This window comes from Chitinophaga rhizosphaerae, assembly GCF_003958645.1.
In the GTDB taxonomy this organism is placed as follows: Bacteria; Bacteroidota; Bacteroidia; order Chitinophagales; family Chitinophagaceae; genus Chitinophaga; species Chitinophaga rhizosphaerae.
Genome location: NZ_RXLO01000015.1, coordinates 37,478 through 61,201 on the forward strand (window position 1 = coordinate 37,478; position 23,724 = coordinate 61,201).

At 53.7% G+C, this 23,724-nt stretch carries 23 protein-coding genes; 12 read left to right on the top strand and 11 right to left on the bottom strand.

Annotated elements, in window-relative coordinates:
* Positions 1-8: 8 nt before the first annotated feature.
* The gene (locus tag EJ361_RS23610) at positions 9-1,004 is read right to left on the bottom strand and encodes a FecR family protein (protein WP_126249033.1); all 996 of its coding nucleotides are present in this window, start codon (positions 1,002-1,004) and stop codon (positions 9-11) included.
* Between the two features lie 88 nt (positions 1,005-1,092).
* The gene (locus EJ361_RS23615; protein WP_126249035.1) at positions 1,093-1,680 is read right to left on the bottom strand and encodes an RNA polymerase sigma factor; all 588 of its coding nucleotides are present in this window, start codon (positions 1,678-1,680) and stop codon (positions 1,093-1,095) included.
* 628 nt (positions 1,681-2,308) lie between these two features.
* Here EJ361_RS23615 and EJ361_RS23620 point away from each other — a divergent pair.
* From EJ361_RS23620 to EJ361_RS23650, 7 genes are all read left to right on the top strand, one after another.
* Complete coding sequence (locus tag EJ361_RS23620) at positions 2,309-3,655, top strand: immunoglobulin domain-containing protein (RefSeq protein WP_126249037.1); 1,347 nt, start codon at positions 2,309-2,311, stop codon at positions 3,653-3,655.
* 4 nt (positions 3,656-3,659) lie between these two features.
* Entirely contained in the window at positions 3,660-4,520 is an 861-nt protein-coding gene (locus EJ361_RS23625) for a hypothetical protein (protein ID WP_126249039.1), read from the top strand.
* Position 4,521: 1 nt separating this feature from the next.
* On the top strand, positions 4,522-5,463 hold the full coding sequence (locus tag EJ361_RS23630; protein WP_126249041.1) for a T9SS type B sorting domain-containing protein: 942 nt from the start codon (positions 4,522-4,524) through the stop codon (positions 5,461-5,463).
* A 224-nt stretch (positions 5,464-5,687) separates the two neighbouring features.
* A complete protein-coding gene (locus EJ361_RS23635; protein WP_126249043.1) occupies positions 5,688-6,137 on the top strand; it encodes an SRPBCC family protein in 450 nt (149 codons plus the stop codon).
* A gap of 218 nt (positions 6,138-6,355) precedes the next feature.
* Positions 6,356-6,994: a MarR family winged helix-turn-helix transcriptional regulator gene (locus EJ361_RS23640; RefSeq protein ID WP_205687098.1), complete on the top strand. Its 639-nt coding sequence runs from the start codon at positions 6,356-6,358 to the stop codon at positions 6,992-6,994.
* 3 nt (positions 6,995-6,997) lie between these two features.
* Positions 6,998-8,488 carry a phytoene desaturase family protein gene (locus EJ361_RS23645; protein WP_126249046.1) on the top strand — a complete coding sequence of 497 codons (1,491 nt, stop codon included), beginning with the start codon at positions 6,998-7,000 and terminating at the stop codon, positions 8,486-8,488.
* Entirely contained in the window at positions 8,472-9,308 is an 837-nt protein-coding gene (locus tag EJ361_RS23650; protein ID WP_126249048.1) for a phytoene/squalene synthase family protein, read from the top strand. The genes EJ361_RS23645 and EJ361_RS23650 overlap by 17 nt, the downstream gene beginning before the upstream one ends.
* Positions 9,309-9,424: 116 nt before the next feature.
* Here the strand turns inward: EJ361_RS23650 and EJ361_RS26205 are convergent, their stop codons facing one another.
* Positions 9,425-9,784 (bottom strand): hypothetical protein, encoded by a 360-nt coding sequence (locus EJ361_RS26205; protein WP_394344738.1) that lies wholly within the window; start codon positions 9,782-9,784, stop codon positions 9,425-9,427.
* On the opposite strand from EJ361_RS26205, the gene EJ361_RS23660 reads away from it, so the two are divergent.
* On the top strand, positions 9,766-10,455 hold the full coding sequence (locus tag EJ361_RS23660; RefSeq protein WP_126249051.1) for a lycopene cyclase domain-containing protein: 690 nt from the start codon (positions 9,766-9,768) through the stop codon (positions 10,453-10,455). The genes EJ361_RS26205 and EJ361_RS23660 overlap by 19 nt on opposite strands.
* A 104-nt stretch (positions 10,456-10,559) precedes the next feature.
* Positions 10,560-13,025: a TonB-dependent receptor gene (locus EJ361_RS23665; RefSeq protein ID WP_126249053.1), complete on the top strand. Its 2,466-nt coding sequence runs from the start codon at positions 10,560-10,562 to the stop codon at positions 13,023-13,025.
* Positions 13,026-13,059: 34 nt separating this feature from the next.
* On the opposite strand, the gene EJ361_RS23670 is transcribed toward EJ361_RS23665, so the two are convergent.
* Positions 13,060-13,458 (bottom strand): VOC family protein, encoded by a 399-nt coding sequence (locus tag EJ361_RS23670; protein WP_126249055.1) that lies wholly within the window; start codon positions 13,456-13,458, stop codon positions 13,060-13,062.
* 231 nt (positions 13,459-13,689) lie between these two features.
* Here EJ361_RS23670 and EJ361_RS23675 point away from each other — a divergent pair, with 231 nt between their 5' ends.
* Positions 13,690-14,223, top strand: a complete 534-nt coding sequence (locus tag EJ361_RS23675; RefSeq protein ID WP_126249057.1) for a GNAT family N-acetyltransferase — start codon at positions 13,690-13,692, stop codon at positions 14,221-14,223.
* A gap of 278 nt (positions 14,224-14,501) precedes the next feature.
* Here EJ361_RS23675 and EJ361_RS23680 read toward each other — a convergent pair whose 3' ends face one another.
* From EJ361_RS23680 to EJ361_RS23700, 5 genes are all read right to left on the bottom strand, one after another.
* Positions 14,502-15,701, bottom strand: coding sequence for a cytochrome-c peroxidase (locus tag EJ361_RS23680; protein WP_205687099.1), 1,200 nt, complete (start codon positions 15,699-15,701; stop codon positions 14,502-14,504).
* 108 nt (positions 15,702-15,809) lie between these two features.
* Positions 15,810-17,540: an O-antigen ligase family protein gene (locus tag EJ361_RS23685; protein WP_126249059.1), complete on the bottom strand. Its 1,731-nt coding sequence runs from the start codon at positions 17,538-17,540 to the stop codon at positions 15,810-15,812.
* A gap of 35 nt (positions 17,541-17,575) precedes the next feature.
* Positions 17,576-18,166 (bottom strand): hypothetical protein, encoded by a 591-nt coding sequence (locus EJ361_RS23690; RefSeq protein ID WP_126249061.1) that lies wholly within the window; start codon positions 18,164-18,166, stop codon positions 17,576-17,578.
* 17 nt (positions 18,167-18,183) lie between these two features.
* Positions 18,184-18,483 carry a hypothetical protein gene (locus EJ361_RS23695; protein ID WP_126249063.1) on the bottom strand — a complete coding sequence of 100 codons (300 nt, stop codon included), beginning with the start codon at positions 18,481-18,483 and terminating at the stop codon, positions 18,184-18,186.
* A gap of 11 nt (positions 18,484-18,494) precedes the next feature.
* Positions 18,495-19,841, bottom strand: a complete 1,347-nt coding sequence (locus EJ361_RS23700) for a hypothetical protein (RefSeq protein WP_126249065.1) — start codon at positions 19,839-19,841, stop codon at positions 18,495-18,497.
* A 94-nt stretch (positions 19,842-19,935) separates the two neighbouring features.
* On the opposite strand from EJ361_RS23700, the gene EJ361_RS23705 reads away from it, so the two are divergent.
* The gene (locus EJ361_RS23705) at positions 19,936-21,429 is read left to right on the top strand and encodes a hypothetical protein (protein WP_126249066.1); all 1,494 of its coding nucleotides are present in this window, start codon (positions 19,936-19,938) and stop codon (positions 21,427-21,429) included.
* Here the strand turns inward: EJ361_RS23705 and EJ361_RS23710 are convergent.
* The gene (locus EJ361_RS23710) at positions 21,426-21,950 is read right to left on the bottom strand and encodes a Crp/Fnr family transcriptional regulator (RefSeq protein WP_205687100.1); all 525 of its coding nucleotides are present in this window, start codon (positions 21,948-21,950) and stop codon (positions 21,426-21,428) included. The genes EJ361_RS23705 and EJ361_RS23710 overlap by 4 nt on opposite strands.
* 66 nt (positions 21,951-22,016) lie before the next feature.
* Here EJ361_RS23710 and EJ361_RS23715 point away from each other — a divergent pair, with 66 nt between their 5' ends.
* Positions 22,017-22,304, top strand: coding sequence for a hypothetical protein (locus EJ361_RS23715; protein WP_126249068.1), 288 nt, complete (start codon positions 22,017-22,019; stop codon positions 22,302-22,304).
* Between the two features lie 5 nt (positions 22,305-22,309).
* Here EJ361_RS23715 and EJ361_RS23720 read toward each other — a convergent pair whose 3' ends face one another.
* A complete protein-coding gene (locus tag EJ361_RS23720) occupies positions 22,310-23,560 on the bottom strand; it encodes a family 16 glycosylhydrolase (RefSeq protein WP_126249069.1) in 1,251 nt (416 codons plus the stop codon).
* Positions 23,561-23,724 lie beyond the last annotated feature (164 nt).

The window sequence follows — 23,724 nt, forward strand, 5'->3', positions numbered from 1 at the left end:
TTGGTTGATTAATGAATAATGATTTCGGTAGAATCCTCGTTTATCTCATATCGCTTGTTTAATGTAAAGCAAAGCACTTCAAGCACTTCGGTCAGCCGGTCGTTGCGGAACCTCCCCGAGAAAGTCTCCTTTTTCGGATCGAAATCCTGCAACGCTATCCGGATATTATACACCGCTTCCAGCTGGCGGACGGCCTCGGTGAGCGGCGTATTGTCGAATACGATTTCTTCTGCTTTCCAGGTGTGGAGCTCGGCGGCCCGGAAAGTACTGCGCTGCGGCGCAGCGGTAGCGCCAGGACGGAGATCGAGCCGGTCAGACGGGCCAAGCACGGCAATGAGCTCCGGTTTTTTACCGGCTACATATTCCACTTTCACCTTCCCTTCTTCCAGCAGCACCTGCAAACTATCCGGCCGGATGCTCACGCGGAACGAAGTGCCCAGCGCGGTGATCAGGTATTGGCCGGCCATTACGCTGAAAGGTTTGTGTGGATCTTCGGCCACGTTGAAATACGCGGTGCCTTCCAGCCGTACGAGGCGGCGATGATCGCCGTAGCCATGTTCCAGTTCCACCAGCGCGCCATGTTCCAGCAATACAACGCTGCTATCCGGCAGTACAAGGTTTTTGCGGGCGTTTTGCGCGGCGGTTTCGATGACGGGCGCAATGGGCAATTGTTTGGGCCGGGCGAGGAAGATCGCCGCGGCGATGAGGGCGGCCACAGATGCGGCGGCTGCTGCATAGGGGAGGTAACGCCGGCGGCTGCGGACCGCAACCGGCGTGGCCAGGTAGGCATCGAGCCGGTCGAGCGCGGCGGATTTTTCTTTTTCGCCGCGCGCCATCCAGCTGCCGATGCTGACCAGCTCGCGGGCTTCGGCGATCATGGGCGCTTTTTCAGGATGTTCCCCGAGATAGCTTTCCCAATACGCGGCATCGGCGCGGTCGGTACCGTGGCAGTAATTGATGAAAGATGGTAGCGTGGCCAGTTTTGCAGCCGTAAATTCCCCCATGGTGCCTCTTTTAACAGGACAGAGGCAAAACCGGGATGGATTTACCACACGGTTTGAAATTTTTTTTGGGAGGATGGAAGGAGCGGGGTTAAAGAAAGAACAAATGCTGGCTGCCTACCTGGCGGCGGAGTTGGGTGATGCCCCGGTGCATAAGGTTGTACACCGTGCGGAGACTGGTGTTTTTATGGGCGGCGATCTGTTCGGGGCTCATCCCGGAGAGGTACCGCATCTCGATCACCTCGCGTTGCGCGGGCGAAAGGTTGGCCAGCGCCGCCTGCACGAGGGCGAACTGCGCGGAAAAGGTTTCCGCTTCGGTTAAATCTGATTCGGACTGATCGGCCAGGTTGTCGAGCCCGGAAGCCTGTATTTCCTTTTCCCACCCGTCCGTCAAACGGCGTTTGAAGGAAGTGAGCAGGTAGGCGGAGAGATGGGCGGGTTGGGAAAGACGGGCCCGCCGTTCCCAGAGATATATGAAAAAATCATGCAACGTATCCCTGACAAAGGCCTCTTCTCCTTTCAACCATTTACATCCCCACACGAACATCCGCGTGTAAAAATGGTCGTACAGTTCCCGGAAGGCTGCTTTTTCCCCTTCGCAAAACCTGGCCCAGATGTGGCGCTCATCGAACATATGCAAGGATAAGACTTTGGTCTGCTGGTCTGTTTGTTTCCCCACAAGATAGGGAATTTCGTGTCCGGAAAAGGGGATTCGTCACTTTTTGCCATTTCGCCGCAGGTGAGGAAGCGTTTTTGTTGGGGAGGTCGGGCATGACGGAAATCAACAGCTGTCGCTGGAAGCGTCCCGGCTGAGCACGCTGTTTTTCCCGGGAAGTGTGGGTGTTGAAGGATGTAAATCGTTGCTGCCGGGTCCGCAGGGAGGAAAGGTGGAGGTTGGCGGTTCAACAGCGGTTATGGTTTCGTTGGGTTCATGCCTTTGGCAACGTATGCGGTCCGCCGGGCAGACAATACCATGGGTGCAGGCGACGCCGGCGGGATGGATGGTGATGGGAACAGGTCCGAAGTAAATAGCGATTCCTGATTAATGGTAAGGCCCGCCGGAACGGGGGGCTTTTCAAAGCCGGGGATGAATATGATTAGAATATTCTAATTGAAAATGTTGATAATGCATAAATCAAGTGTAATGATTTGTCAAAGGCTAAAATCTTATCTTGTTCATTCTGTTCATTTTATGTAATCCCTATCCATCTTTGTTCATTCTCCATTCACGACGTCCCTTCAGCGGTATAATCGCTTATTTCGTATTACAGCGGGCTTTTTAATCCCCGCGCAGCCGTATCCCGCCTATGAGGCCGTATCCTTCGAAGACATATTTTTCCCGCGCTTCACATTTCCTGGGCAGGTTATTACTGCTGATCTGGCTCGCCTGGCCGGCGACGGCCGATGCGCAATGCACCCGGCAGGTCCGGCAATATGCCAGTTCATCCGAAAAATCCGGCAACGTTACGAATGAAGCCGATGCCGTTGACGGGAACGTCACAACCGCGTCTACGCTTGCGGCGGGACTGCTGACGCCTGCCAAACAATGGCTGGGCTTCCAGCAGAAGGTAAATGCAGGCACGCGCGTCTACCTGAAAGTGTCCACATTCAGCGGCTTACTCGCCCTATTGCCCAGTTTCACCATCCAGGGATATTACAACGGCTCCGGCAGTACGAAAGTCAACATCGCCACCGAAAAACTCGATGATCCGCAACTCCTCGGCCTGGTCAACGGCACGGCCACAATGGAACTGTCTTTCGTTCCCAGCCAGAATTTCGACGGGGTCGTGATCACGGTGAACGGCATCGGCGTCGCCTACAGCATGAAAGTTTACGAAGCCTATTACTACAAGAACACCAATAATTCAATTGCCTGTAACGGCGTGGTGGACGTATTAAGCGGCGTGATACCGGCGCTCAATATCGTAGGGATCGGTTCCGTGACGAATGAGTGGAACGCGGTGGATGCGGACCTGGCGAGCGCTGCCGTGCTGAATATGGGCGTGAACGCCGCCGGCAGCGTTTACGAAACCGTCGTTTTCAATACGGCTTCGGAGCCGGGGGACTCCGTCCGCATCATGATCGAAAGGGAGGGCGGCTCCCTGCTCGACCTGTTGCTGCTGGGGAATTTCAGCATCCAGCCTTACCTGGGCGGTACGCCGGTGGGGGCGCCCATTACCAACGCGGCCACCGGGCTGCAACTGCGGCTCCTGGCGCCGGGGAGCCCCGTCAATATCCTCACCGCCGCCGTCGCCGGATCGTTCGACCGGGTGGAGATCAAACTCACCGCCGTTGCCGGTGTGCTCCTCACCCTCAATCTCCTCGACGTTACCCGCATAGCCCGGCAGCCTTCGGTCGCCTTTACGCTCAACGGTTCCGCCGGTCCCGATCCTGTTTGCATCACGCAAGTATCTGGCATTTCCCTTTCGGTGAATTCGCCGGAATCCTGCGCCACGTACCGCTGGTACAACGGCTCCACTTTTATCGGAACGGGCAATAGCATCACGCCGGTGATCACCGCTGCCGGTAATTACACTTTCTACGTGGAAGCGCAGCGAACCGGCTGCACGAACTCGGAAACACAAGCGCCGGCAACGGTAAACGTTATGCCGAAAGCCGCATCGCCGGAATTAACCATTCAGAATAATCCCTGATCATATGAGCACACAACTCCGCACCATTACAATTGCATGCCTGTTTTTCGCAGGATGCTTCCTCATGGCGGTCAACGCCACTGCACAGACCAAAATCTCGACGCCGGCCGGGCTTTTCAAGAACGGCGGCAATTACCTGGAAGGTACGTCCACCGACAACGGCAGTACCCTGTTCTGCACCGGGTCGTCCACGTTCACACTGGCGTCTTCTACCACCGATCCGGAAAACAACCTGCCGTACACGAATTTCACCTGGGAGGAAATGAATACCGACGGTACCACCTTCCAGCCGATGACGGCAGGCAGTTCGCCGAACAAGGCCAACGTTACCAATGCGGCGCCGGGATGGCATATCTACCGGGTGTCGGCCACCATCGGCGCGGCCACGGGTTGCGAGGCCGATCCGACCTATTTCACGGTGTATGTTTTACCGCCGCTGAAAGTGACGCCCCGCGTCAATAAAACAGATGCGGAAGGCGTCAGCTATTGCTCCGAGAACGGCGCCCCCACAGGCCCCGATGCCTTCACTTTTACCAGCGTCGTAGCATTCGACGCTACACCGCGCGACATCTCCAATACCCAATTGCCGGCGCTGACCATCGACGATTTCGAGCTGCAATACACCTGGTCCAAAGTGGACGCCTCCAGCGTTAAAACCACCGTTGGAAACGCAGACAGCTATACGCTCACCGCCGCCGCAAATCCGGGTCATGCCGAAACCTATTCCATAGCGCTCGACGTGAATTATGCCGCCAAAACCGCCTGCACCTATACTGCACCTGCATTGTACAGCGGCACCAGCACCACCACCGTTGTCGTGAAGGAATACAAGAAAGCCGGCAAACCGACGATCACTATCGAGTAACATGCGGCGGAAATCCCGCATATTGACCGCTTTCCTCACCGGGAGCGCAGCCGTAGCCATGGCTCAATCCGGCCCGCCCACAAGGACCGTGGACACGGACAGGCCCGCCAGGCTCATCGCTGCCGCTTCCGGTGCTTCGCGATACCAATGGTACCGTAATGGGCTCCCCATTCCGGGAGCTAACGGTATCGCGCATACGACCGTTGAGCCAGGCACCTACACCGTGGTGGCTTTCAACGGCCCGGATGCCTGCGCCTCCGACCCCTCGGACCCCGTGGTCCTCACCGGTCCCGCCGGGCCGCGGCCACAGGGAACGGATATGTCTATCCGCAAATCGGCCGATGCCCGCCAGTTGCCCGGTGGACAAAACGTTTCCTACCTGCTGACCGTCACGAACAACGGCCCCGCCACCGCCACAGGTATCATCGTCACAGACGCCCTGCCCGCGGCGCTATCGTTCGACAGGCTGCAACCTCCCGCAAAAGGGACCGCTTCCTATCAACCCGGAAGTCACCGGGTAACCTGGGAAATACCCATCCTGCCCGCCCGCGAAAGCGCGACGCTCACCATCCTGGCGAAAGCCGGTAAAACGGGCCCGATCGAGAATACGGCAACGGTAACCGCATCGCAGCCCGACAGCCTGCCTGCCAACAACCGCGCCACGCACCTGCTCCAGGTGATGCCGCTGTTCATCCCCACCGCTTTCACGGCGAATGGCGACGGGCATAACGACCGCTTCCGCATCATCGGCCTGGAGCGGTATCCGGACAATGAGCTGACGGTGTTCAACCGCTGGGGGCATGTTGTGTTTACGCAAAGGAATTACCAGCAGCGTTGGGATGCGCAGGGGCAGGAAGTGGGCACGTATGTGTACATCCTGCGGGTGCGCGATGCCGCGGGAGAATGGCACCTGTTCAAAGGGAACATCACGGTGCTGCGATAAAACCCTCGGGCCATGACGGAGACCAGGGAAAGCGCGGTTTCACCCGGCGCCGGATGGCCGGTGAAGCTTTGCGCGACAGTCGCATATTACCCGGGATTTGTCGCATCCTGCCACTGCAGAAGTCGGTTTTTACCACCACTTTTGTACTGTCAGTGGAGCAGCCACCACGATAAAAAACGGGCGGCACCGAAAAGCCAAAAGAGTAGGGACCAAAAACCGAACTTATGTCAGGCAATACCGTAACATTACACCGCATGCTGAAAACCACGCCGGAGAAAGTATTCCGCGCATTCACCGACGAACGGGCCATCGCTTCCTGGTTGCCCCCGTATGGTTTCCTTTGCACCGTGCACGAAATGAAACCCGAAGTTGGCGGCACCTTCAGGATGTCTTTCCACAACTTCTCTACGGGAAACAGCCATTCCTTCGGCGGCAAGTACTTGGAAATCAAACCGAACGAATTGCTGAAATACACCGATCAGTTCGATGATCCCAACCTCCCCGGAGAAATGATCACCACCGTAATGCTGAAGAAAACCATCGCCGGTACGGAAATCAATATCAAACAGGAAGGCATTCCCGAAGCTATCCCCGTGGAATTCTGTTACCTCGGCTGGCAGGAGTCGCTCGACAAACTGACCCGCCTCGTAGAGCCCGAAATCCCGGACGCTTGATCCATTTTTAGATAGGAACTAGAAATAATAAACTGATTCTCAACAGATTAGTATGAAAAGAGTGAATTGATTTCACTCTTTTTTTTGTGTTTTGAATAAAAAGTATATTTTTATACTACTTTTGATAAAATAAGTATAAAAATATACTAAATGAATGTTTCGGGAGTTGAGTAAACTGATTTAAAATGACTTATGATTTAATTAAATCGGTTATTGATATGGTGGAGGCATTCAATGATGCTAACCAGGGAGCCAAATATCCCGTTGGGCTGAACGGGTTTAAGCAGTGGATATATGATGAAGTAAAGCGCTCTGGGCAGAAACGGGATCAGCCCGCCTGGGAAGGGAAGGAAAGCGGGAGGAGCCCGGAGAGCTTCATCAGCACGCTCGTGGTACGCATGAACCGGTATGCGAAAATGTATGCGAAGGCCGCCATTCACGATTCGGATTTTTCCACGCAGGAGGAATTCATTTATCTGATCAACCTCAACGCATTGGGCCCGATGACCAAAATGGAACTGATCAGACGGAATATCCATGACAAGCCCGCCGGCATTCAGATACTTAACCGGCTACAGTTGCAAGGCTGGGTGGAGCAGGGGGGATCGCATGCCGATAAAAGAAGGCGAATTATCCGTATTACCGCCAAAGGACAGGCGGTATTGCAACGCCAGATGGTAAAGATACGGCAGGCCACCCGCATCGTGACAGGCAATCTCGATCACGACGAAAAAACGGACCTGATACGCCTGTTGTCGAAACTGGACGATTTCCATCACGATATCTTCATTCGCAACTTGCCGGCTTCGGACCTGCTCGATGTGGTTACAAAAGATTGCTTACCTCCAATTGAATAATCGATGCAAAAGAAAATCGCGATCATCGGCTCCGGCATTTCGGGTTTGTCTGCCGCGGCATATGCGGCGAAAGCCGGGCATGAAGTGCATGTGTTCGAGAAGAACGGCTCCCCCGGCGGCCGGGCCCGGCAACTGGCTGCGGCGGGTTATACTTTCGATATGGGCCCCAGCTGGTATTGGATGCCCGATGTCATAGAGCGATTTTTCCGCGATTTCGGCAGCACCGCGTCCGATTATTATGAACTGGTGCCACTCGACCCCCAGTTCGAAATCATCTTTTCCGACGGCAACCTTGCCGTTCCCCGGGAATATGGGCAATTGCGCAGTCTGTTCGAAAGTTTGGAACCGGGGGCCGGCCGGCAACTGGACGCTTTTATGAAATCCGCACGGTTCAAATACGAAGTCGGGATGCGGGAATTTGTGCAGAAACCCTGCCATTCCTGGCTGGAATTCGTATCCCCCAGGATCGCCGTCTCCTCCTTCAAACTTGATCTTTTGTCCGGTTTTCGCAAATACGTGGACCGATATTTCAAAAATTCCCGCCTGGCTGCGCTGATGGAATTTCCGGTGATCTTCCTCGGCGCCCCGCCCTCGGAAATTCCGGCCATGTACAGCCTGATGAATTACGGCGGGCTTGTTTTAGGGACCTGGTACCCCATGGGAGGATTTTACCAATTGGTTTTAGCGATGAAGTCGATCGCGGAAAAAGAGGGTGCCAGGTTTTACTTTAACAGTCCGGTAGAGCGGATTGTCGCTGAAAATGGCCGGGTAACATCGATTATCGCCAATGGTCAACAACTGGCGTTCGACGCCGTCATCGCATCGTCCGACTATCACCATACCGAAACCCTCCTCGATACGGCGTTCCGGAATTACGATGAAGCATATTGGCGCTCGCGCACTTTCGCCCCTTCTTCGCTCATCTATTACCTCGGGTTCAACCAGCGACTGCCGCGTTTGCAGCACCATAACCTGTTTTTCGAACACCCGCTCGATGGCCACATCGATGACATCTACAAAAACAAACGTTGGCCGCAGCAACCCTTGTTCTATGCCTGCTGCCCTTCCAAAACCGATCCTGCGGTAGCGCCGGCGGGCCATGAAAACCTGTTCCTGCTCATGCCGCTGGCAACAGGGCTGCATGACGAAGAGGCGATTCGGGAACGATATCTCGACGAAATGCTCCACCGTTTGGAAAAACATACCGGCATGAAAAAGCTGCGCGATAAAATCGACTTTACAAGGAGTTATTGTGTGCGTGATTTCATACAGGATTACAACGCCTACCAGGGCAATGCCTACGGACTTGCCAACACGCTGGCGCAGACGGCGGTCGGCAAGCCGGCCCTTCGAAACCGGAAGCTGTGCAACCTGTTCTATGCCGGGCAGTTGACGGTTCCGGGGCCGGGAGTGCCGCCATCGGTCATTTCCGGAAAGATCGCCGCCAATGAGATCAATCAACTAAAATCCGTCCGTTATGAAAGCGCTTTTTGAAGAGCTGTCGATGCAGGTCAGCAGGGCCGTCACCAGGAAGTACAGTACGAGTTTTTCCATCGGCATCCTTGCGCTCGCGCCATCGATCCGCCCCGCCATATATGCGATTTACGGCTACGTGCGGTTGGCAGACGAGATCGTGGACAGTTTCCACGCGCATGACAAACACAGGTTATTGGAACGGTTATCGGTCGAAACCTGGCAGGCGCTGGACGAGGGGATTTCCCTGAACCCCATCCTGCAATCGTTCCAGGACGCCGTTAACCGGTACGGCATCCAGCGGGAACTGATTTCCCGGTTTCTGGACAGCATGCGGATGGACCTGTCGCCCGTTGAATACGACGACGATAAATACCGGGAATATATCCTGGGCTCTGCGGAAGTAGTGGGCCTGATGTGCCTGCATGTGTTTGTGGAAGGCGATCCGGAGGCTTATGCAAAGCTGCGGCCTTATGCCATGAAACTGGGATCGGCGTTCCAGAAAGTGAATTTCCTGCGCGACCTTAAAGACGATTACCGCATACTCGGCCGTACGTATTTCCCGGGTGTGGACCTGCGCATATTCGATACCGATACCAAAACTTCCATAGAAAGGGAAATCGCGGAGGATTTTGCTGCGGCGCTCTGCGGAATCAGGAAACTGCCGGTCACGTCGCGGTTCGGCGTGTACCTTGCTTACAAATATTACCTTTCACTTTTTGAAAAGATCAGGCATATGCCTGCGCAAAAGATACTGCAGGAAAGGGTACGAATTCCGAACGGCCGTAAATTATCATTGATGATGAGCAGTTACCTGCAATATAAAATGGCGATTTTGTAATGAACGCGCTCATCGTCATATCAACGTTCCTGCTGATGGAAGGCGCTACCTGGGCCATTCACAAATACGTGATGCACGGCTGGCTGTGGAAATTGCACCGCGATCATCACGATCATTCACACGAAGGGCAGCTGGAACGGAACGATTTGTTCTTCTTTATCTTCGCCCTGCCAACGATCGCGCTGCTGTATTTTGGCGTGGAGCAGGGGTTCAGCGGTCTGTTTTATATTGGTCTTGGTATTTTTTTCTACGGGATGTCCTATTTTTTTGTTCATGATATCTTCATACACCAGCGCATCCGCTGGATGCGGAATACGAAAAACCCCTATTTCCGGGCGATCCGAAGGGCGCACAAACAGCACCACAAGCATACCGGAAAAGAGGATGGCGAGTGTTTCGGGTTTCTCTGGGTGCCATGGAAGTATTTCAGGATGTATTTTAACAAGCTTTGAAAAGTATGCCGTTACAGTACACATACCTGCTCCTTGATTTTTTGACGGTCATTATCTGTTTCATCTTTTCTTTCGACAGGAGGATCCGGTTCGATCGCCACTTTGGCGCATTTTTGAAGGCTGTGGTATTGGTATCAATTCCGTTCCTGGGATGGGACGTGCTGTTTACCCGCATGGGCGTATGGTGGTTTAACGATGTGTATACGGTGGGCCTGCGTTTCGCGGGTTTGCCGTTGGAAGAGTGGCTTTTTTTCATTTGTATCCCGTTCGCCTGCGTGTTTACCTGGTATTGCCTGGACAAGTTCTTCGATCTTGCATGGACAAATGCGCTAAACAACATCATCGTGTTCGTGGCCATAACGGTTTGCCTGCTGGCTGCCCTGCTGGAACCGGGGCGCTGGTATACACTGGTGACCGCAGTGGCTACGGCACTTGTACTGCTGTACATGCATTTTGTCGCCAAGTGGCCGCAGATCGGGCAGGTGACGATGGTGTACCTCTTGTTGATGCCGGGATTTTTCGCCGTTAACGGTGTGTTGACAGGTACAGGCCTGGCGAATCCCGTGGTGAATTATGATCCGGAAGAGATGTTGAACATCAGGGTACGGACCATTCCGGTGGAAGATTTTGTATACGGGTATGCCCAGTTTTTGCTGAACGTGTATTTTTTTGAAAAATTTAAAATTAAATCATGAAGTAGGATATTTCCATATTCTGGTTCGCACTCGGCATGACGGGCGGATTTCTGCTATTATAGTTCCCGCCAGCGGTTATCTTTGCAGCGGTTAGATAACTCAATATGAACTACCGCGCAATCCTTATTTCGATTTTCCTGTTGGCCGCTCAGGTCACATTCGGGCAAAAAGCCTCCATTACCGGCACCGTCAACGACAAATCCGTTAACCTGCCACTGGAATACGCCAGCGTTTCCCTGTTCAGGAACAGTGATTCTTCCCTCGTTGCCGGAAGCCTCACAGACGCGAAAGGGATTTTCCTGATCGAGAAACTGGCCCCGGGCAATTATTTTCTCCGGATACTGTTTATGGGATACACCACCCGTTTCGTGGGCAACGTCAGCGTAGCGGCAGGCCAGCGGGTAGACCTGGGCGTTCAGTTGCTGGACCCCGGCAGCGCTATGCTCAACCAGGTGAACATAACGGGCGCGCAGCAGAACGCCATCAACCGGATCGATAAGCAGGTATACCGCGCCGGGCAGTTCGAAGCCGCGAAAGGCGGCAACGCCATGGACGTGATGAAGAACCTCCCTTCCGTTTCGATGGACGGTGAAGGCGGCATCAGTGTACGCGGTTCATCGAACTTTTTGGTGCTCATCAACGGGAAGCCGGTGGTGACAGACGCCCGGACCGTGCTGAGCCAGCTTCCGGCCAATGCCATCGAGCACATCGAACTGGTTACCGCGCCATCGGCAAAATACGACCCGGACGGAAAAGGCGGCATCATCAATATCACGACGAAAAAGGGCGCTACCGACGGGGTGTCCATGGCGGCGAACGTCATGGGCGGATTGCCCAGTACCGGCGATCATGGCAATAAGAAAAAGCCGAAGCGTTTCGGCGGGGATGTGACCGTCAATCTCAAAAAAGGGAAATGGGACGTGTCCGCAGGCGGGAACTACACCAGGAACGATAATGCAGGTTACCGGGAAGGGGATGTCTTCACCAAAAATAGTGCAACCGATATCCTTACCCGGTTCCCATCGAGCGGAGAACGGAGCTTCGACAAATACAACTACGCAGGCCGTGCATCCGCCGCTTTTTCGCCGGATTCGGCCAACACCGTTGCTGCCGGCGTCTTCGTCGGGAAACGATACCAGGCGCGCTTGGCGGATATCCTGTACCATAATTCCGCGTCCCGTATCAGCAATGGAGAACTGATGCGGGAAACCACTTATTTCAACTCGAATCTTCAGACCCGGTACGGGAATTTTTTCCTGGGTAATATAGATTATACGCATACGTTCCGGAACAAGTCTACCCTTTCGGCTTCCGCATTATTCGAGAACGCCCGGCTCTACGGCAATACCCGCAATAAAAACCTGGAGTATCCCGAAACTGGCAAGGCGTTGCAGGAAGTGTTTAATCCTTATGAAAACCCCATCAAAGGGTACCGCCTCAAACTCGATCATGCTATCCCTCTCGGAAAGGGTAAGCTCGAAAGCGGTTATCAGTTCCGGCACGACACGCAGGAAGGAACGTTCGGTTATTTCGTGACGCCCGCTACTTCACAGCCGGATGCCGATCGATTCCGCGGCTCCGCTTCCGCCGCCAACCGGATCCATTCGGTATACACGCAGTATTCGGGAAAACAGGGAAAGCTGGAATACCAGGGCGGACTGCGATATGAAAATGCAGGCAGAACGGTCAGGCTGTCTTATGACCCCGAGCCCCACCGGCTCGATCTGTCGAACCTCTTTCCTTCGGCCAGCCTGTTATATGCCACCGGTAAGGATGGGAAGATTAAGGCCGGGTACAGTAAGCGGATCCAGCGGACGAACAACTACGAACTGAACCCGATCCCCGAGCGGGAGCATTCCGAAACGCTGGAGCAGGGGGATCCCAACCTGTTGCCCTCGTTTATCGATCTTGTGGAACTGGGAATGGTCCAAAATTTCAGGAAAGGCTCGTTATTCGGAACGCTGTATTACCAGCATATTAAAAATCCCATCCAGCGGGTTAACAGCGTTTATGCCGATACCATCCTGAACCGTGTATTCACCAATGCTGAAGCGGCCAGGGTGTTCGGGCTGGAAGCGGGTGCGAACCTGGAGCCGGTAAAATGGTGGAGCCTGTACGTCGGCGGGAATGTGTATAACTACCGGATCAAAGGCGATCTTACGATCCTGGGCGTCACCTCCTCCGTCAACAACAAAAACTGGGTATATTCCATCAATACGAACTCCAATTTCAAACTGGGCGATGGATGGAGCATGCAGGCCAATGTCAATTACCTGTCTGTCAGGCCCACGGCGCAAGGGGAGGATTCGCGCTTCCTGGTGCCCAATGCGTCGCTGAAGAAAAGTTTCCTCAACGGGCGTTTTTCCGCTACGCTGCAATGGCAGAATATCGACCTGGGCATGCACCAGACACAGCGCCAGCGCATCACTACAAGCGGCCGGGATTTTTACACGACCACGAATTACGTTTACGAAACGGACGTATTTCTCATTCACCTCGGTTATAACCTCAACCGGTTGAGCGGCAAATCCAAATTGCCGGCCAGTGAGATCGGGGATAAGGAATTCTAGCATACCTGTCCCGGCGATTGATATGTTTTCGTCGTTACGCCAGGTTTAACTGCCAGGTAACCCCGAACCGGTCGCCGACCCAGCCAAACTGCCGGCTGAAACCGTAATTGTTCAGCGGCATGTACACCGACCCGTTTTCGGAGAGCTTTGCGAAAAGGGTGGCCTGCTCGTTTTCATCTTTACAATCGACCCAGATGGAAATGGCGGGCGTAAAGGTCCAGTTGTGCCTGACGAAACTGTCGCTGCAGCGGAAGGCCTTCCCGTTAAGCTCGAACGTTGCGATCATGACAGACCCTTCTTTCCCCGGCCCTTCTTTCCCGTATCGGTGGATGTCGATAACCTTCGAATCGGCAAACAGGCTGATGTAGAAGTTCATCGCGGCTTCGGCGTTGTTTTCCTGGAAAGTCAGGAACGTGGATAATTGCGTTTTCATAGTGATGGCATTTGGATGTTGAACATGGTTCCGTGGAAGGATGGTGGCTGGATACAGCCGTTTATCCCAAATTAAAAATAACGATTTTCAGCACGTCTCGCGCAACAGCATTTTATTTAATGACGACCCGGAAATGAAAAACGATCGCGATCGCAGGACACCGGAACCGTGATTTCCCCGGAAGAAAAAGACGGCGCATTTTCGCCTTACCTTTGCATAAAACACCACACCATGGCTCCCATATCCCACGAAACCATGACTGTAACGCAAGCCCCGCTGCTGGCGCAGATCGACCGGTCGGAGGTCATAGACCTGCTGTACGAGATGCAAAACGGGGAATTGACGGCCAAAGAAGCCCACATCGACTGTGCCTCCTGGGACGCGGACGCACTCCGCGAACTACAGGAGCGGTACATCGCAACACTGGCGGCAGGCGGATTCGCTACCGGCGCCTTCAGCAACGGTGTGCTGGTGGGGTTCGGCGTGCTGGGGCACGCGTGGATCGGGGAGAACGGCAACCAGCTGGCGGTAGAGCTGCTATATGTTTCGCGGGACTTCCGGCGACGGGGGATCGGTACACAGATACTCGACCGCCTGGCCGGCGAAGCGCGGAAGCGGGGCGCTGTGTATTTGTATGTCTCTTCCACCGAAACCCGCTCCGCCGTTTCCTTTTACCGGCATAACGGGAGCGCCCTTGCCGCAACGCCGGATGAGGCCCTTTTCAGCAGGGAACCGAAAGATATTCATATGATCATCCGGCTGTGAGGCTATTGAGCGGATACTTTCCTTTCTCGGAAAAACGAAGCAGTTCCCCATTATGAGTTATAAGAAAACCAATGGCCCCCATTCCTCCAACACAACTTGCGATGATCATCGTTGGTGGAGTAGTACTGCTGACCGGATTTGCATACGCAGTGATGGTGCAATTCGACATCCCCGTGAGTAAATACCTGAACGATAGCCTAAAAGCGCGCCTCGACCGTGTAATCGGGGTGGATGATAAAAAGGATGGGATCAGCGACCGGTATGGAGATTGCTCCCGGTTATTGTATGTTCCCGCCTACCGGCAAACCGCTGGGTACGGAAGCAGGAATTTTCTTGTCGTAATTGGGATCGTTTAACGTATTCAGGAATTCCACGATGGTATTGATGTCTTTGAACTCCAGTCGCACCGCCGCGGCCAGTGGGTCGAGCTGTGAGCGGTCTACATGCGGGTTGCGCAGCGGCTTGCCATGAAGGTCTTCATAGAAAAACAGCACTTCGTTGAGGGTTTGCAGTTTGCCGCTATGCAGGTAAGGCCGGGTGAACCGCAGGTTGCGGAGTGTGGGGGTGCGGAAGCCATAGCTGCGTTGAATGCCGGAATCGGATGCTGGTAATTTTTCGTTGTCGGGAGCGCCGAGTACATGGGGCTTAAAGTCGGATAGCATGGGGCCGCTATGACAGCGGGCGCAGCCGGACTGGATAAAGAGCTGCATGCCTTCCACTTCCCGTTGTGAAAGTGCGGAGCGGTCGCCGCGCATATACTGGTCGAACCGCGAATTCACGGCCGTCAGTGAACGCTGGAATGCGCCGAGGGCTTTGGTGATGTGGGTGAGCGCGATCGTATTGCTTTCCGGGAAAGCCGATTTAAAAAGTTTCCGGTATGCTGCGATACCATTCACCCGTTTCACCACTTCTTCCGCAATCTGTTCTTCACTGAAATCATGTCCGCGCATTTCTTCAAACGTCTTAACCGGCATGGCGGCCTGTTCTTCGAGGCTTTTTGCGCGGAGGTCCCAGAACATGGGTGCTTCTTCCGGCGTATATTTTCCGTCTGGGCCGATGCCGTTGAACGCTATATTGAGGAGCGATTGTGAATTGCGTTTGGTAAAGGGGATGTTGTTGTTGTCCCTGAAGCGCCGTTTTTCGCCCAGTCCATTCCCGTTAACACCGATAGACAGGTCGATGCTTTCCGCATAGCCGAAATCGGGATGATGGCAGGTGGCGCAGGCTACATCTTTCCCGCCGGACAATACCGGGTCGTAAAACAGCAGCCTCCCCAGTTCCACTTTTTCTGGCGTAGCGGGATTATCGGCGGGCGAGCGGTAGGAGAGCGGCAGTGCATCGATGGTTCCCAGGCCGGGGAGTTCTTTCTTTTCGGCAACGGTGGATTTGTCCGCCGGTTTGTCGGGCGAATGGCAGGCGTTGACGGCTACAACGCCGGCGAGGAGCAGCATAATTGCATGAAGGAGGCCTGGGCGCATGGGTTTGCTTATCAGTTTGTGCCTGTCAAGATAATAAATAACGAGGAAATTATCTTTTATTTTCGGGGAATGGAAAACTGGCAGGCAGTTGGGATAGGCCTGATCGGATCATTGCAGCAAGGTACCCGCGATCCTTTTGATATTCACCACGGTTTCATCTTCCTTTTTGACCGGCATGGCAACGATCCACCTGGCCGTTTCCCGGGCTTCTTCGGGAAAACCTGCTTTGAGGTACAAGTCCATCAAATTTTTCCGGTAGGTAAACTTGTAAGGCACGAAATAGGTCAACGCGGCACAGTTCGAGATGGCTTTCCTGGTGTTCCCGCGGCTTTCATATGCCTGCACCAGGGCGTTCAGCACGGTGACGGTGACCAGCCGGCTTTTACTTTCCTCCAATATTTCCACCGCCCTTTCGTCTTGCCGGGAAAGCAGCAGGATGCCGTAGTCGAGCAGGAAATGCGGGTTGTATTTCAACGCCGGGTATAGCCGTTGGTAGGAGGCAACCTGTTCGTTTTCGGACATCGTGATAGCTTCCTGCAACCCGTTCCAACGGCTCACAACCCGGTAGGTGTCCGTGGCTATGACCGTTACCGCCAGCAGCAGGGCGGCCAGGCAGTTATTAACCCATCTCGAACCCGGCAGGTGGCGTTTTCGGAATGTAAGCGGAAGGAGACCGGCCATTATCGCCGATACCAATATCAGGATAACGTTCACATGCAAGGGATAGGAGAACAGGCTCGTCGCCAACAGGATGAGCAGCGTGGATTGCAGTTGGCGGGGAAGTAGCGCCTGCGGTTCGTGTTTATGGGATATGATGCGCCAAATTCCATACAGCAGCAATGCGAGCCCTGGCAGCCCGGTTTCCGTCAGCCATTGCAACGGCTCGTTATAGGCGACATACACTTCATCCGCCGACAGTACTTCCGATATCGCCGACATCGGCAGCGATTCGAAATAACCGGTCTGCCACGAAGGGAAAGCCACGGGAAACCGGCCATATCCAATTCCCGTCCAGATATATTCCTGCCAGTGTTCCAACGAGATTTTCCAGATGATGAACCTCCCGAAAGCGGAGCCCGGCTTCAGGAAAACGAGCCCTGCTACGAGGAAGAGCAGCAATACTGCGCTTGTCAGTAGAATCTGCTTCCTGTGCTTCCTGCAAAAGGGCGCATCCATCAACAGCTGGATGGCATAACATGCCGCGCCGATCATCGCCGCCCGCGACTGTACGATCAACACCAGCATTCCTGCAGCCGCAAAGACCACCGCCTGTAACGCTAATCTTGCCCGCCTGTTTTGAATGTTAGTGGAAACCCAATAGTGGACAAGCGGGAAATGCAGCACCAGGTAAATGGCGTATAATCCAGAATTTTCCAGGTGCCCGGTAATCTGCAGGGACAAACGTTCGGAACGGAAGTTGCTGAACAGCATGGCGTATCCAACGCAGAGCTCGAGCAGGAAAAACAAAAGGATGATGGGAACGATGACTTTGCGATATGCGGTTTGCCCGCCCATCCGGAGAAGCAGGTAAACCGACAACCCGCAAAAGGTGTTGACCCATATTTCGTTGTGCAGGTTGTACCATCCGTTGCCGGTTGCCAGCAGCACCCCGAAAACAAGGAGCGCCAGCATCACAAGGCCATCCGCGGGCATGTACTCCGATTTCACATTCCTGATCGCCGCATAAGCTGCGAACAAAGCCGTTACACCGGCGATGACCGGGAGTGCGAGGTAGTGCCCGCCCTCCGGTATTTGCTGGTAGTTGAAAGAAAAAGTGTATTTATACAATGCATAAAACATGCAAAGCATAAATACACTGGCGATGTATGCCGATTCCAAGGCTACAATCAGTTTCCGGTTCAATTTCTGTTGTGTTATGACGGTTTCCGGTGCCTGAGGGCGAATTCCTCTACAACTTTACCTTTCTCGCGGTCATAGTAAATGTAAGGCATGATATAGGCGAAGCGCTGGTTACCTGCGAGGCAGACATCGAGCATCGGATAATGTTTACCGGCGATGATATAGCCTACCACGTACCGTTGGGCCCAGTCGGCCTGGTCGGCCGGTTTGTCTTCCGGGTACCGGCCGTAGTAATACCCGGCTGGCATGGCGAACACGGAATCTGCCGGCACCTGGTCGATGCTTTTATCGATGCCGTAGAGCGCCTGGTACTGAATCCGTACGTCAACATCCCTTTCGCCGAGTTTTTGGGTCATGACGGCATTGTCGAAATAGGATGCGAGCACTTTGTCGTATAGCGGGGCTTTGGAGGGTTGGAGGTTTTCTTCGGGCAGCCGGAGATCTGTTGGCGCGTCTTTCAGGAAACGGTACAACTTGTGGATGGGGGCTTTCGCGGCATCCTGGCTGTACCCTTCGAACCGGATCTGCGCGAACGCCGCCTTTCCGGCGGTCATCAACAGGATGCAGGTAATGAGGAATTTAAATGGTTTTCTGGATGTTTTCATGGTTTGAAATTAGGTTATCAATTGCCTCTCCATTCCCATAACCATTCATAAACAGACGAGCTGAATATGATGAACAAGACGATGGGCAGGATGAGCGCACACATATGGACGATGATGGCCGGGCGGGTTAACGTTTTGCGGCGGGCCGCAATCCACATCGCTCCCGCAACGAGATGGACGAGCATGCAGCCTGCCATGAGCAGGCCATGCCCGGTAGGATTTGGGGATTTTTCAAAGATGAATTTCAACGAGGTTGCCGCGAAATACACCCCGAAAATCCCCAAATGGATCATGAATATCCGTAGTCCTTTCTTCACAAGCGTTTTATTTAGTTACATTCTCCGCCGCTTGTTCCGCCATTGGTATCCACGCCTACCGTAATGTACGGGGCCATGGAGCCGCCGGCTGTCTTCAGCTGGTCCAGCGCCTTGTACAATCCGCCGGGCGTTGTTTTGTAATTGACGCCTGCCGGTGCCACGTGATCGGGAATGCTCAGCTGGCTGAAACCGGGAACGGAAACGGAGTTGAAAATATCGACGGCGTAGTCTGTGCAATTATAATCATTCAGATCATAGGAATTGCCGGATTTTGTCAATGCCGTAGATGTGGCGGCGTTGAATTGCGCCTCGGTCATGCTGGGAATGGTGATCTTCGCATTGTATTCATGCGAGGCGTCGTTCACGATTTTGCTGGACACGTTGTCGAAGGTGATGCTCTTGATACCGTTTGAGGGATAGAAGCCGAAAGTCTGGCTGACGGTCGTGGAACCGTTGGTTTTCGTCAGCGTTACGAACGCATGGCCGGGATTGGTGCCATAGAGTACGGTGGAAGGATTGCCGTCTTCCGGGATATCGGTATAAACGGTCATGGAATAGGTGGTGCTGGCGTTGGAAGGTACGTTGCCGAAGCAGTTGATGCGTTTGTTGAGGTTGACGCTGGGGCCGCTGAGGATTTCCACGGGAGCCAGTTCCACTACCGCGGAAGAACTGCCGCCGCCCCCGCCGCCATATCCATAGATATAGGGATCGGTAGTTTGATAGGTGTAAGTGTAGGACGGGCTCTGGTTGAAATAGTAGAACAGGCTATAATAGCTTACGGAGTAATTGTTGTAGTAGCCGACTACCGTTACTTCCGGGAGCCATATCCCATCTTCCGAATCCGGCCCGGAAATCCTCGCGCCGGTGGTTGTTTTCAGGCGTTCGCCGTTGGGGCCGTAACGCAATACGGTCGTTTTCGATTTTCCGTTGACGGTGCTGTTCACTTTCGTAACGCGGCCTTCGGTGAAGGAAACGTTCGAACGCTTGTCTCCGGAGAAAGAACGGGTAGCGAGCGTACCGTTTTTGCTGGCGTCCGCATCCAGTCCGGATACGTCCACCCAGTTGCCGGTAAGGCCTGTGGCGGTTTTGCCGATTACGGCGAATTGCTTGCCGTCTTTACCTTTCACATTGAATCGTACGCCGATCACTTCCTTTTCATTCTTTTTCATGAGGGAATAACCATGAAGGTCCAGCGATTCGAACTCCGAAGCGGAAACCTGACCCTTCAGGAAATTCGCCGCTTCACTTACGAACGGGTCTTTAAAGGATTCGGGTGTGAACGGGGCTTCGTTCTTGGTACAGGCGAAGTAGGTGACCAGTACAAGTGCCATTAATGGTAACAATACAAATTTCTTCATAATTGAGGTTTTGGCAAAAGTATAGTCTTGGAGCCGTTGGAATATTTGATAAAAATCAATATTTCATCGGCAGGGCAGCGATTAAATTTACCGTATGAAATACTTCCCTGTTTGTTGGCTACTGTTGTTTTCATGCGTGGCCTGCCGCCCGCGCGGCGGTGCGCTGGACGCTCGCTCCCTGGAAAACCGATACGCCGGCAACCCGGCGGATTCGCTGAAGCTGGAAGCCTTGCGGTACCTGCTCAGGGAGATACCCGGCCAGTTGTCGGACCGGCCCGCGATCATGGACGCTTCCTCCGGCAAACCCACCCGTTTCCGGATAGATTCCTTTCACAACGTGGAAAGCCTTTTGTCGTTTTTGCAGGATCGGCAACTGGAAGCGGGCGGCATCCCGGAAAAAGATGCGGCATTCATCCGGCCGGCATTCCTCGAAAGCGAGATCGATGCTGCAGTGGCCGAATGGAACAGGTATCCCTGGAACCAGGATGTCCCGAAAGATATATTCCTCGACTATCTGTTGCCATACAAGGTGCACCAGGATTTTCCGGATAACTGGCGCCCGTCGTTACGGCAAAAAGCCGATTCCCTGGTGAAGGCGTGGGAGGAAAAGAACCGCAAGGCGCCGGGCGACAAATTTCTGACCAGCAGTAAGGAATTTTATTACGATCTCATCGTGAACACCGCATCCCGCTGGTTCCGGTATGGCCCAGACCGCATACGGATCACGGAAGACCCTTCCTACAAAGAACTGCTGCTGTCTGGTGAAGGCGGATGTAAGAAGGGGGCCTTCTTTAACGCGTACGTGTTGCGAAGCACCGGCATCCCCGCCACGGTGGATATCGTTCCCTTCTGGGGTAGCAAGAACGGCAGCCATGCCGGCGACGTTTACTGGAACAACGAAGAACGGAAAATGACGCCGGGGCCGGGCCGGCGGTTCGACAGGGCAGCGAAGGTCTTCCGGCTTACATTCCGCAAACACGGCGGCTGGAGCCGGCACATCAAACCGCATGTGCAGGAAAAGGATTTTCTGCTGGACTTTCTCCGCAACGATCAGTGGATCGATGTGACGAAGGAGCATAATCCCGTCGCTGATATAACCCTGCCCATCGGCAATACCAGCGCAGGCGTCGCGTATATCTGCGTTTTCGATTACGGTGAATGGGTGCCCGTGTATTGGGCGCCGGTGCGCGATGGCAGGGTAACTTTTCCCGACATGGGGCGCGACATCGTTTACCGCATGGCCACTTTCACGGATGCGTTGAAATTCAGCGGCGGTATTTTCGTCCTGGACTCCGCCGGCAGAACGGTGCAGCCCGGTCCCGATTCGCTGGCGATGCAAACGATGGTCCTCGGAAAACTGAATACAGGCAGCGAGCAGTGGGTCCGAAAACAGGCTACTTATACCTTGCTTTCGCTCGGGAAAGACAATAACTGGCACGAAGTCGCCGAAAAAACCTGTTCGCGGGATTCCGTCATTGAATTCCGGAATGTACCGTCCGGCGGCCTATACCGCCTGGTGGAAACGGGCGGTCCCAGGCGGTTGGAGCGGATATTCGCATACCGGCACAATTCGCAGATCTGGTATTAGATACTGGAACGGATACGGCTGAGCGTTTCCATGTTGATGCCGAGATAGGAGGCTACATGTTTCAGCGGGGCGCGGCGGATGATGTCTGGCTGTGTGTCCAGCAGCGAGAGGTAACGGTCGCGCGCGCGTTCTTTCCGGAGGGAGTAGAGCCGTTCTTCGCTCTGGATGTAATATTTGGTGGTGAGGACGCGGCCGATCACGTTAAATTCCAGGTGTTTGCTGTAGATGTCTTGCAGTTGCTGGTAGGAGATGCCGTGGACGAGGGTGTTTTCCAGTGCTACGATGCTTTCTTCGCTGGGGGTTTGCATGTAGAAACTTTTGGCGGAGATGATCACGTCGTTTTCCTTCATGAACCAGGAAGTGATTTTCTCGCTGTTTTTTTCGTAGAAGCAGTGGAGCATGCCGCTTTCGATAAAATAAACATGTTCGCATACCTGTCCCCGTTTCAGCAACATCGTTTTTTTCGGGACCTCTTTAGTGACGAGGATTAACTTCAGGTGCTGCTCGAGTTCGGGAGACATAGGGTGTATGCTATTCAACAACGGAAATAGCTTATCATACATATTGGGTCAGGTTTCAACTAAATTATGGATAAATTCTGGTTTTTGGATATTCCGCCGTCCGGCAACGGGAGGGGGCTATCAACGCCGGACCTGCAGCGAGCTTCAATTGCCGAAGCGCTGATGCCGGCCTGCGCCGGTTATTGCTGCTTTGCCCCGGAGATTACCGGGGAATTTTTCTTGTTTTGGGTCTTTTGCAGTTTTGGGGTCTCATCCGGGAAGTGCCAGAATGGGCATGAAACGTACACGCAGCAGGCGCATCTTCGAAGACAACGGCCCGCTGCGTGGATGTATTATGAATCAATGATGATATAGCGTCACTATTGTTCTGACAGATAAAAATCGTCTGCATACACGGTGCCGCTGCTTGAATTTTTATAGATATACACGATTGCTGAAGTATTGCTGGCTCCGGTAGTAAATGTAACCGAGTGCTGCTGATATGCAGTACCTGTGATGCTCGCCCCAACAGCGGTTCCGCCGTAACTCTTCACGCCAATGCTGGCGCCTGCGCTGGCTATGGATTTTTTACCATAACCGCCAAAAGTATAGGTGGTATTAGGCGCCAGGCCAGTGATCAGTTGCTCTGCTGAACATTCGCCTCCCTGCAGCCTGATGGCTTTTGTTCCTGAATTCGCATCGGTATTCACCACGCTCACCGTACCAGCGGGTTGCCAGGCCGCCCAGGGCGTTAGATCTGCACTGTATTCGAAGCCGGCATTAAACAGGTAAGAGGGTGACTGGTAAACCCTTACGTAATCTACCCGGTTATGAAACGGGAGCTTGGTCCGGTCTACTGTAGACGTGCTGCCGGCACCTCCGGATTGGTTCAGGATGATGTAACAGGGCTGATCATACGGCCAGGTCTCCCATGTTGAATTAGCCGGCCTGTTAACCGCGGTTGTAAATTTTCCATTTACAAAGAAACGGATGGCAGTAGGCGTCCATACCACCACATACCGGTTGTAGGCATTTTTGGTGTACGATGCTCCATGCGAAGTATTGTACCACCTAAAGAAAACGTTCTGCAATGTCACGTTCGACGTATTGAAATGTTCCGCTACATCAATTTCCCCGCAACCCGGCCATCCGCCATAAGGATAGGTCTGCGGCATCATCCAGAACGCCGGCCAGGCGCCTGTGGCTTCATCAAACTTCATCCGTACTTCCACCATGCCATAGGTGAAATAGAATTTGTTCCGGCTTTCGATCCCGCCTGTGTGATACGGGATATTGTCGCCCGGGATCAACGCCGTATCCATTTTCAATACCATATCATTCCCGTCTGACGTGGCATATTCAGGGAGCGCGGTCAGGAATTTGGCCCAGGAAGAATTATTACGGTTGGAAAAGATCCAGTTGTCCGGGTTCATGCCGCCGGCGGTATTGAATTCATCCGACCAGATCATATCATCTCCAACCACCAGGCTTCCACTACCTCCTGTCGATTTGGCCACTTGAGAGGGGAGCAGTTGTTTACCCTGCTCCTGATCAATGCTTTTTTTGCAGGAAAATAGTGAGGCAACAATTAAGAGGTTCACCCAGGTGCGGGTGTGTAGCGAGTTTTTCATGAATTTGCTTTTTAATTACAAATGAGGAATCGAAAAAGGAAATTGCAGCGCCCATGCCGGGATGTCCGCAAGGCATAGGTTCGAAATTAGTTTTGGAGTGCTGGATGCTGCCAGGCACTCGGTTTTTATAAAGGCCTTTGTTAATATTATACGTTTGGTAAGCC

Coding starts and splice junctions, on each gene's coding strand:
- EJ361_RS23610 (WP_126249033.1), bottom strand. CDS start 1,004: ATGGGGGAATTTACGGCTGCAAAACTGGCCACGCTACCATCTTTCATC.
- EJ361_RS23620 (WP_126249037.1), top strand. CDS start 2,309: ATGAGGCCGTATCCTTCGAAGACATATTTTTCCCGCGCTTCACATTTC.
- EJ361_RS23625 (WP_126249039.1), top strand. CDS start 3,660: ATGAGCACACAACTCCGCACCATTACAATTGCATGCCTGTTTTTCGCA.
- EJ361_RS23630 (WP_126249041.1), top strand. CDS start 4,522: ATGCGGCGGAAATCCCGCATATTGACCGCTTTCCTCACCGGGAGCGCA.
- EJ361_RS23635 (WP_126249043.1), top strand. CDS start 5,688: ATGTCAGGCAATACCGTAACATTACACCGCATGCTGAAAACCACGCCG.
- EJ361_RS23640 (WP_205687098.1), top strand. CDS start 6,356: ATGGTGGAGGCATTCAATGATGCTAACCAGGGAGCCAAATATCCCGTT.
- EJ361_RS23645 (WP_126249046.1), top strand. CDS start 6,998: ATGCAAAAGAAAATCGCGATCATCGGCTCCGGCATTTCGGGTTTGTCT.
- EJ361_RS23650 (WP_126249048.1), top strand. CDS start 8,472: ATGAAAGCGCTTTTTGAAGAGCTGTCGATGCAGGTCAGCAGGGCCGTC.
- EJ361_RS23660 (WP_126249051.1), top strand. CDS start 9,766: ATGCCGTTACAGTACACATACCTGCTCCTTGATTTTTTGACGGTCATT.
- EJ361_RS26205 (WP_394344738.1), bottom strand. CDS start 9,784: ATGTGTACTGTAACGGCATACTTTTCAAAGCTTGTTAAAATACATCCT.
- EJ361_RS23665 (WP_126249053.1), top strand. CDS start 10,560: ATGAACTACCGCGCAATCCTTATTTCGATTTTCCTGTTGGCCGCTCAG.
- EJ361_RS23670 (WP_126249055.1), bottom strand. CDS start 13,458: ATGAAAACGCAATTATCCACGTTCCTGACTTTCCAGGAAAACAACGCC.
- EJ361_RS23675 (WP_126249057.1), top strand. CDS start 13,690: ATGGCTCCCATATCCCACGAAACCATGACTGTAACGCAAGCCCCGCTG.
- EJ361_RS23680 (WP_205687099.1), bottom strand. CDS start 15,701: ATGCGCCCAGGCCTCCTTCATGCAATTATGCTGCTCCTCGCCGGCGTT.
- EJ361_RS23690 (WP_126249061.1), bottom strand. CDS start 18,166: ATGAAAACATCCAGAAAACCATTTAAATTCCTCATTACCTGCATCCTG.
- EJ361_RS23700 (WP_126249065.1), bottom strand. CDS start 19,841: ATGAAGAAATTTGTATTGTTACCATTAATGGCACTTGTACTGGTCACC.
- EJ361_RS23705 (WP_126249066.1), top strand. CDS start 19,936: ATGAAATACTTCCCTGTTTGTTGGCTACTGTTGTTTTCATGCGTGGCC.
- EJ361_RS23710 (WP_205687100.1), bottom strand. CDS start 21,950: ATGTCTCCCGAACTCGAGCAGCACCTGAAGTTAATCCTCGTCACTAAA.
- EJ361_RS23715 (WP_126249068.1), top strand. CDS start 22,017: ATGGATAAATTCTGGTTTTTGGATATTCCGCCGTCCGGCAACGGGAGG.
- EJ361_RS23720 (WP_126249069.1), bottom strand. CDS start 23,560: ATGAAAAACTCGCTACACACCCGCACCTGGGTGAACCTCTTAATTGTT.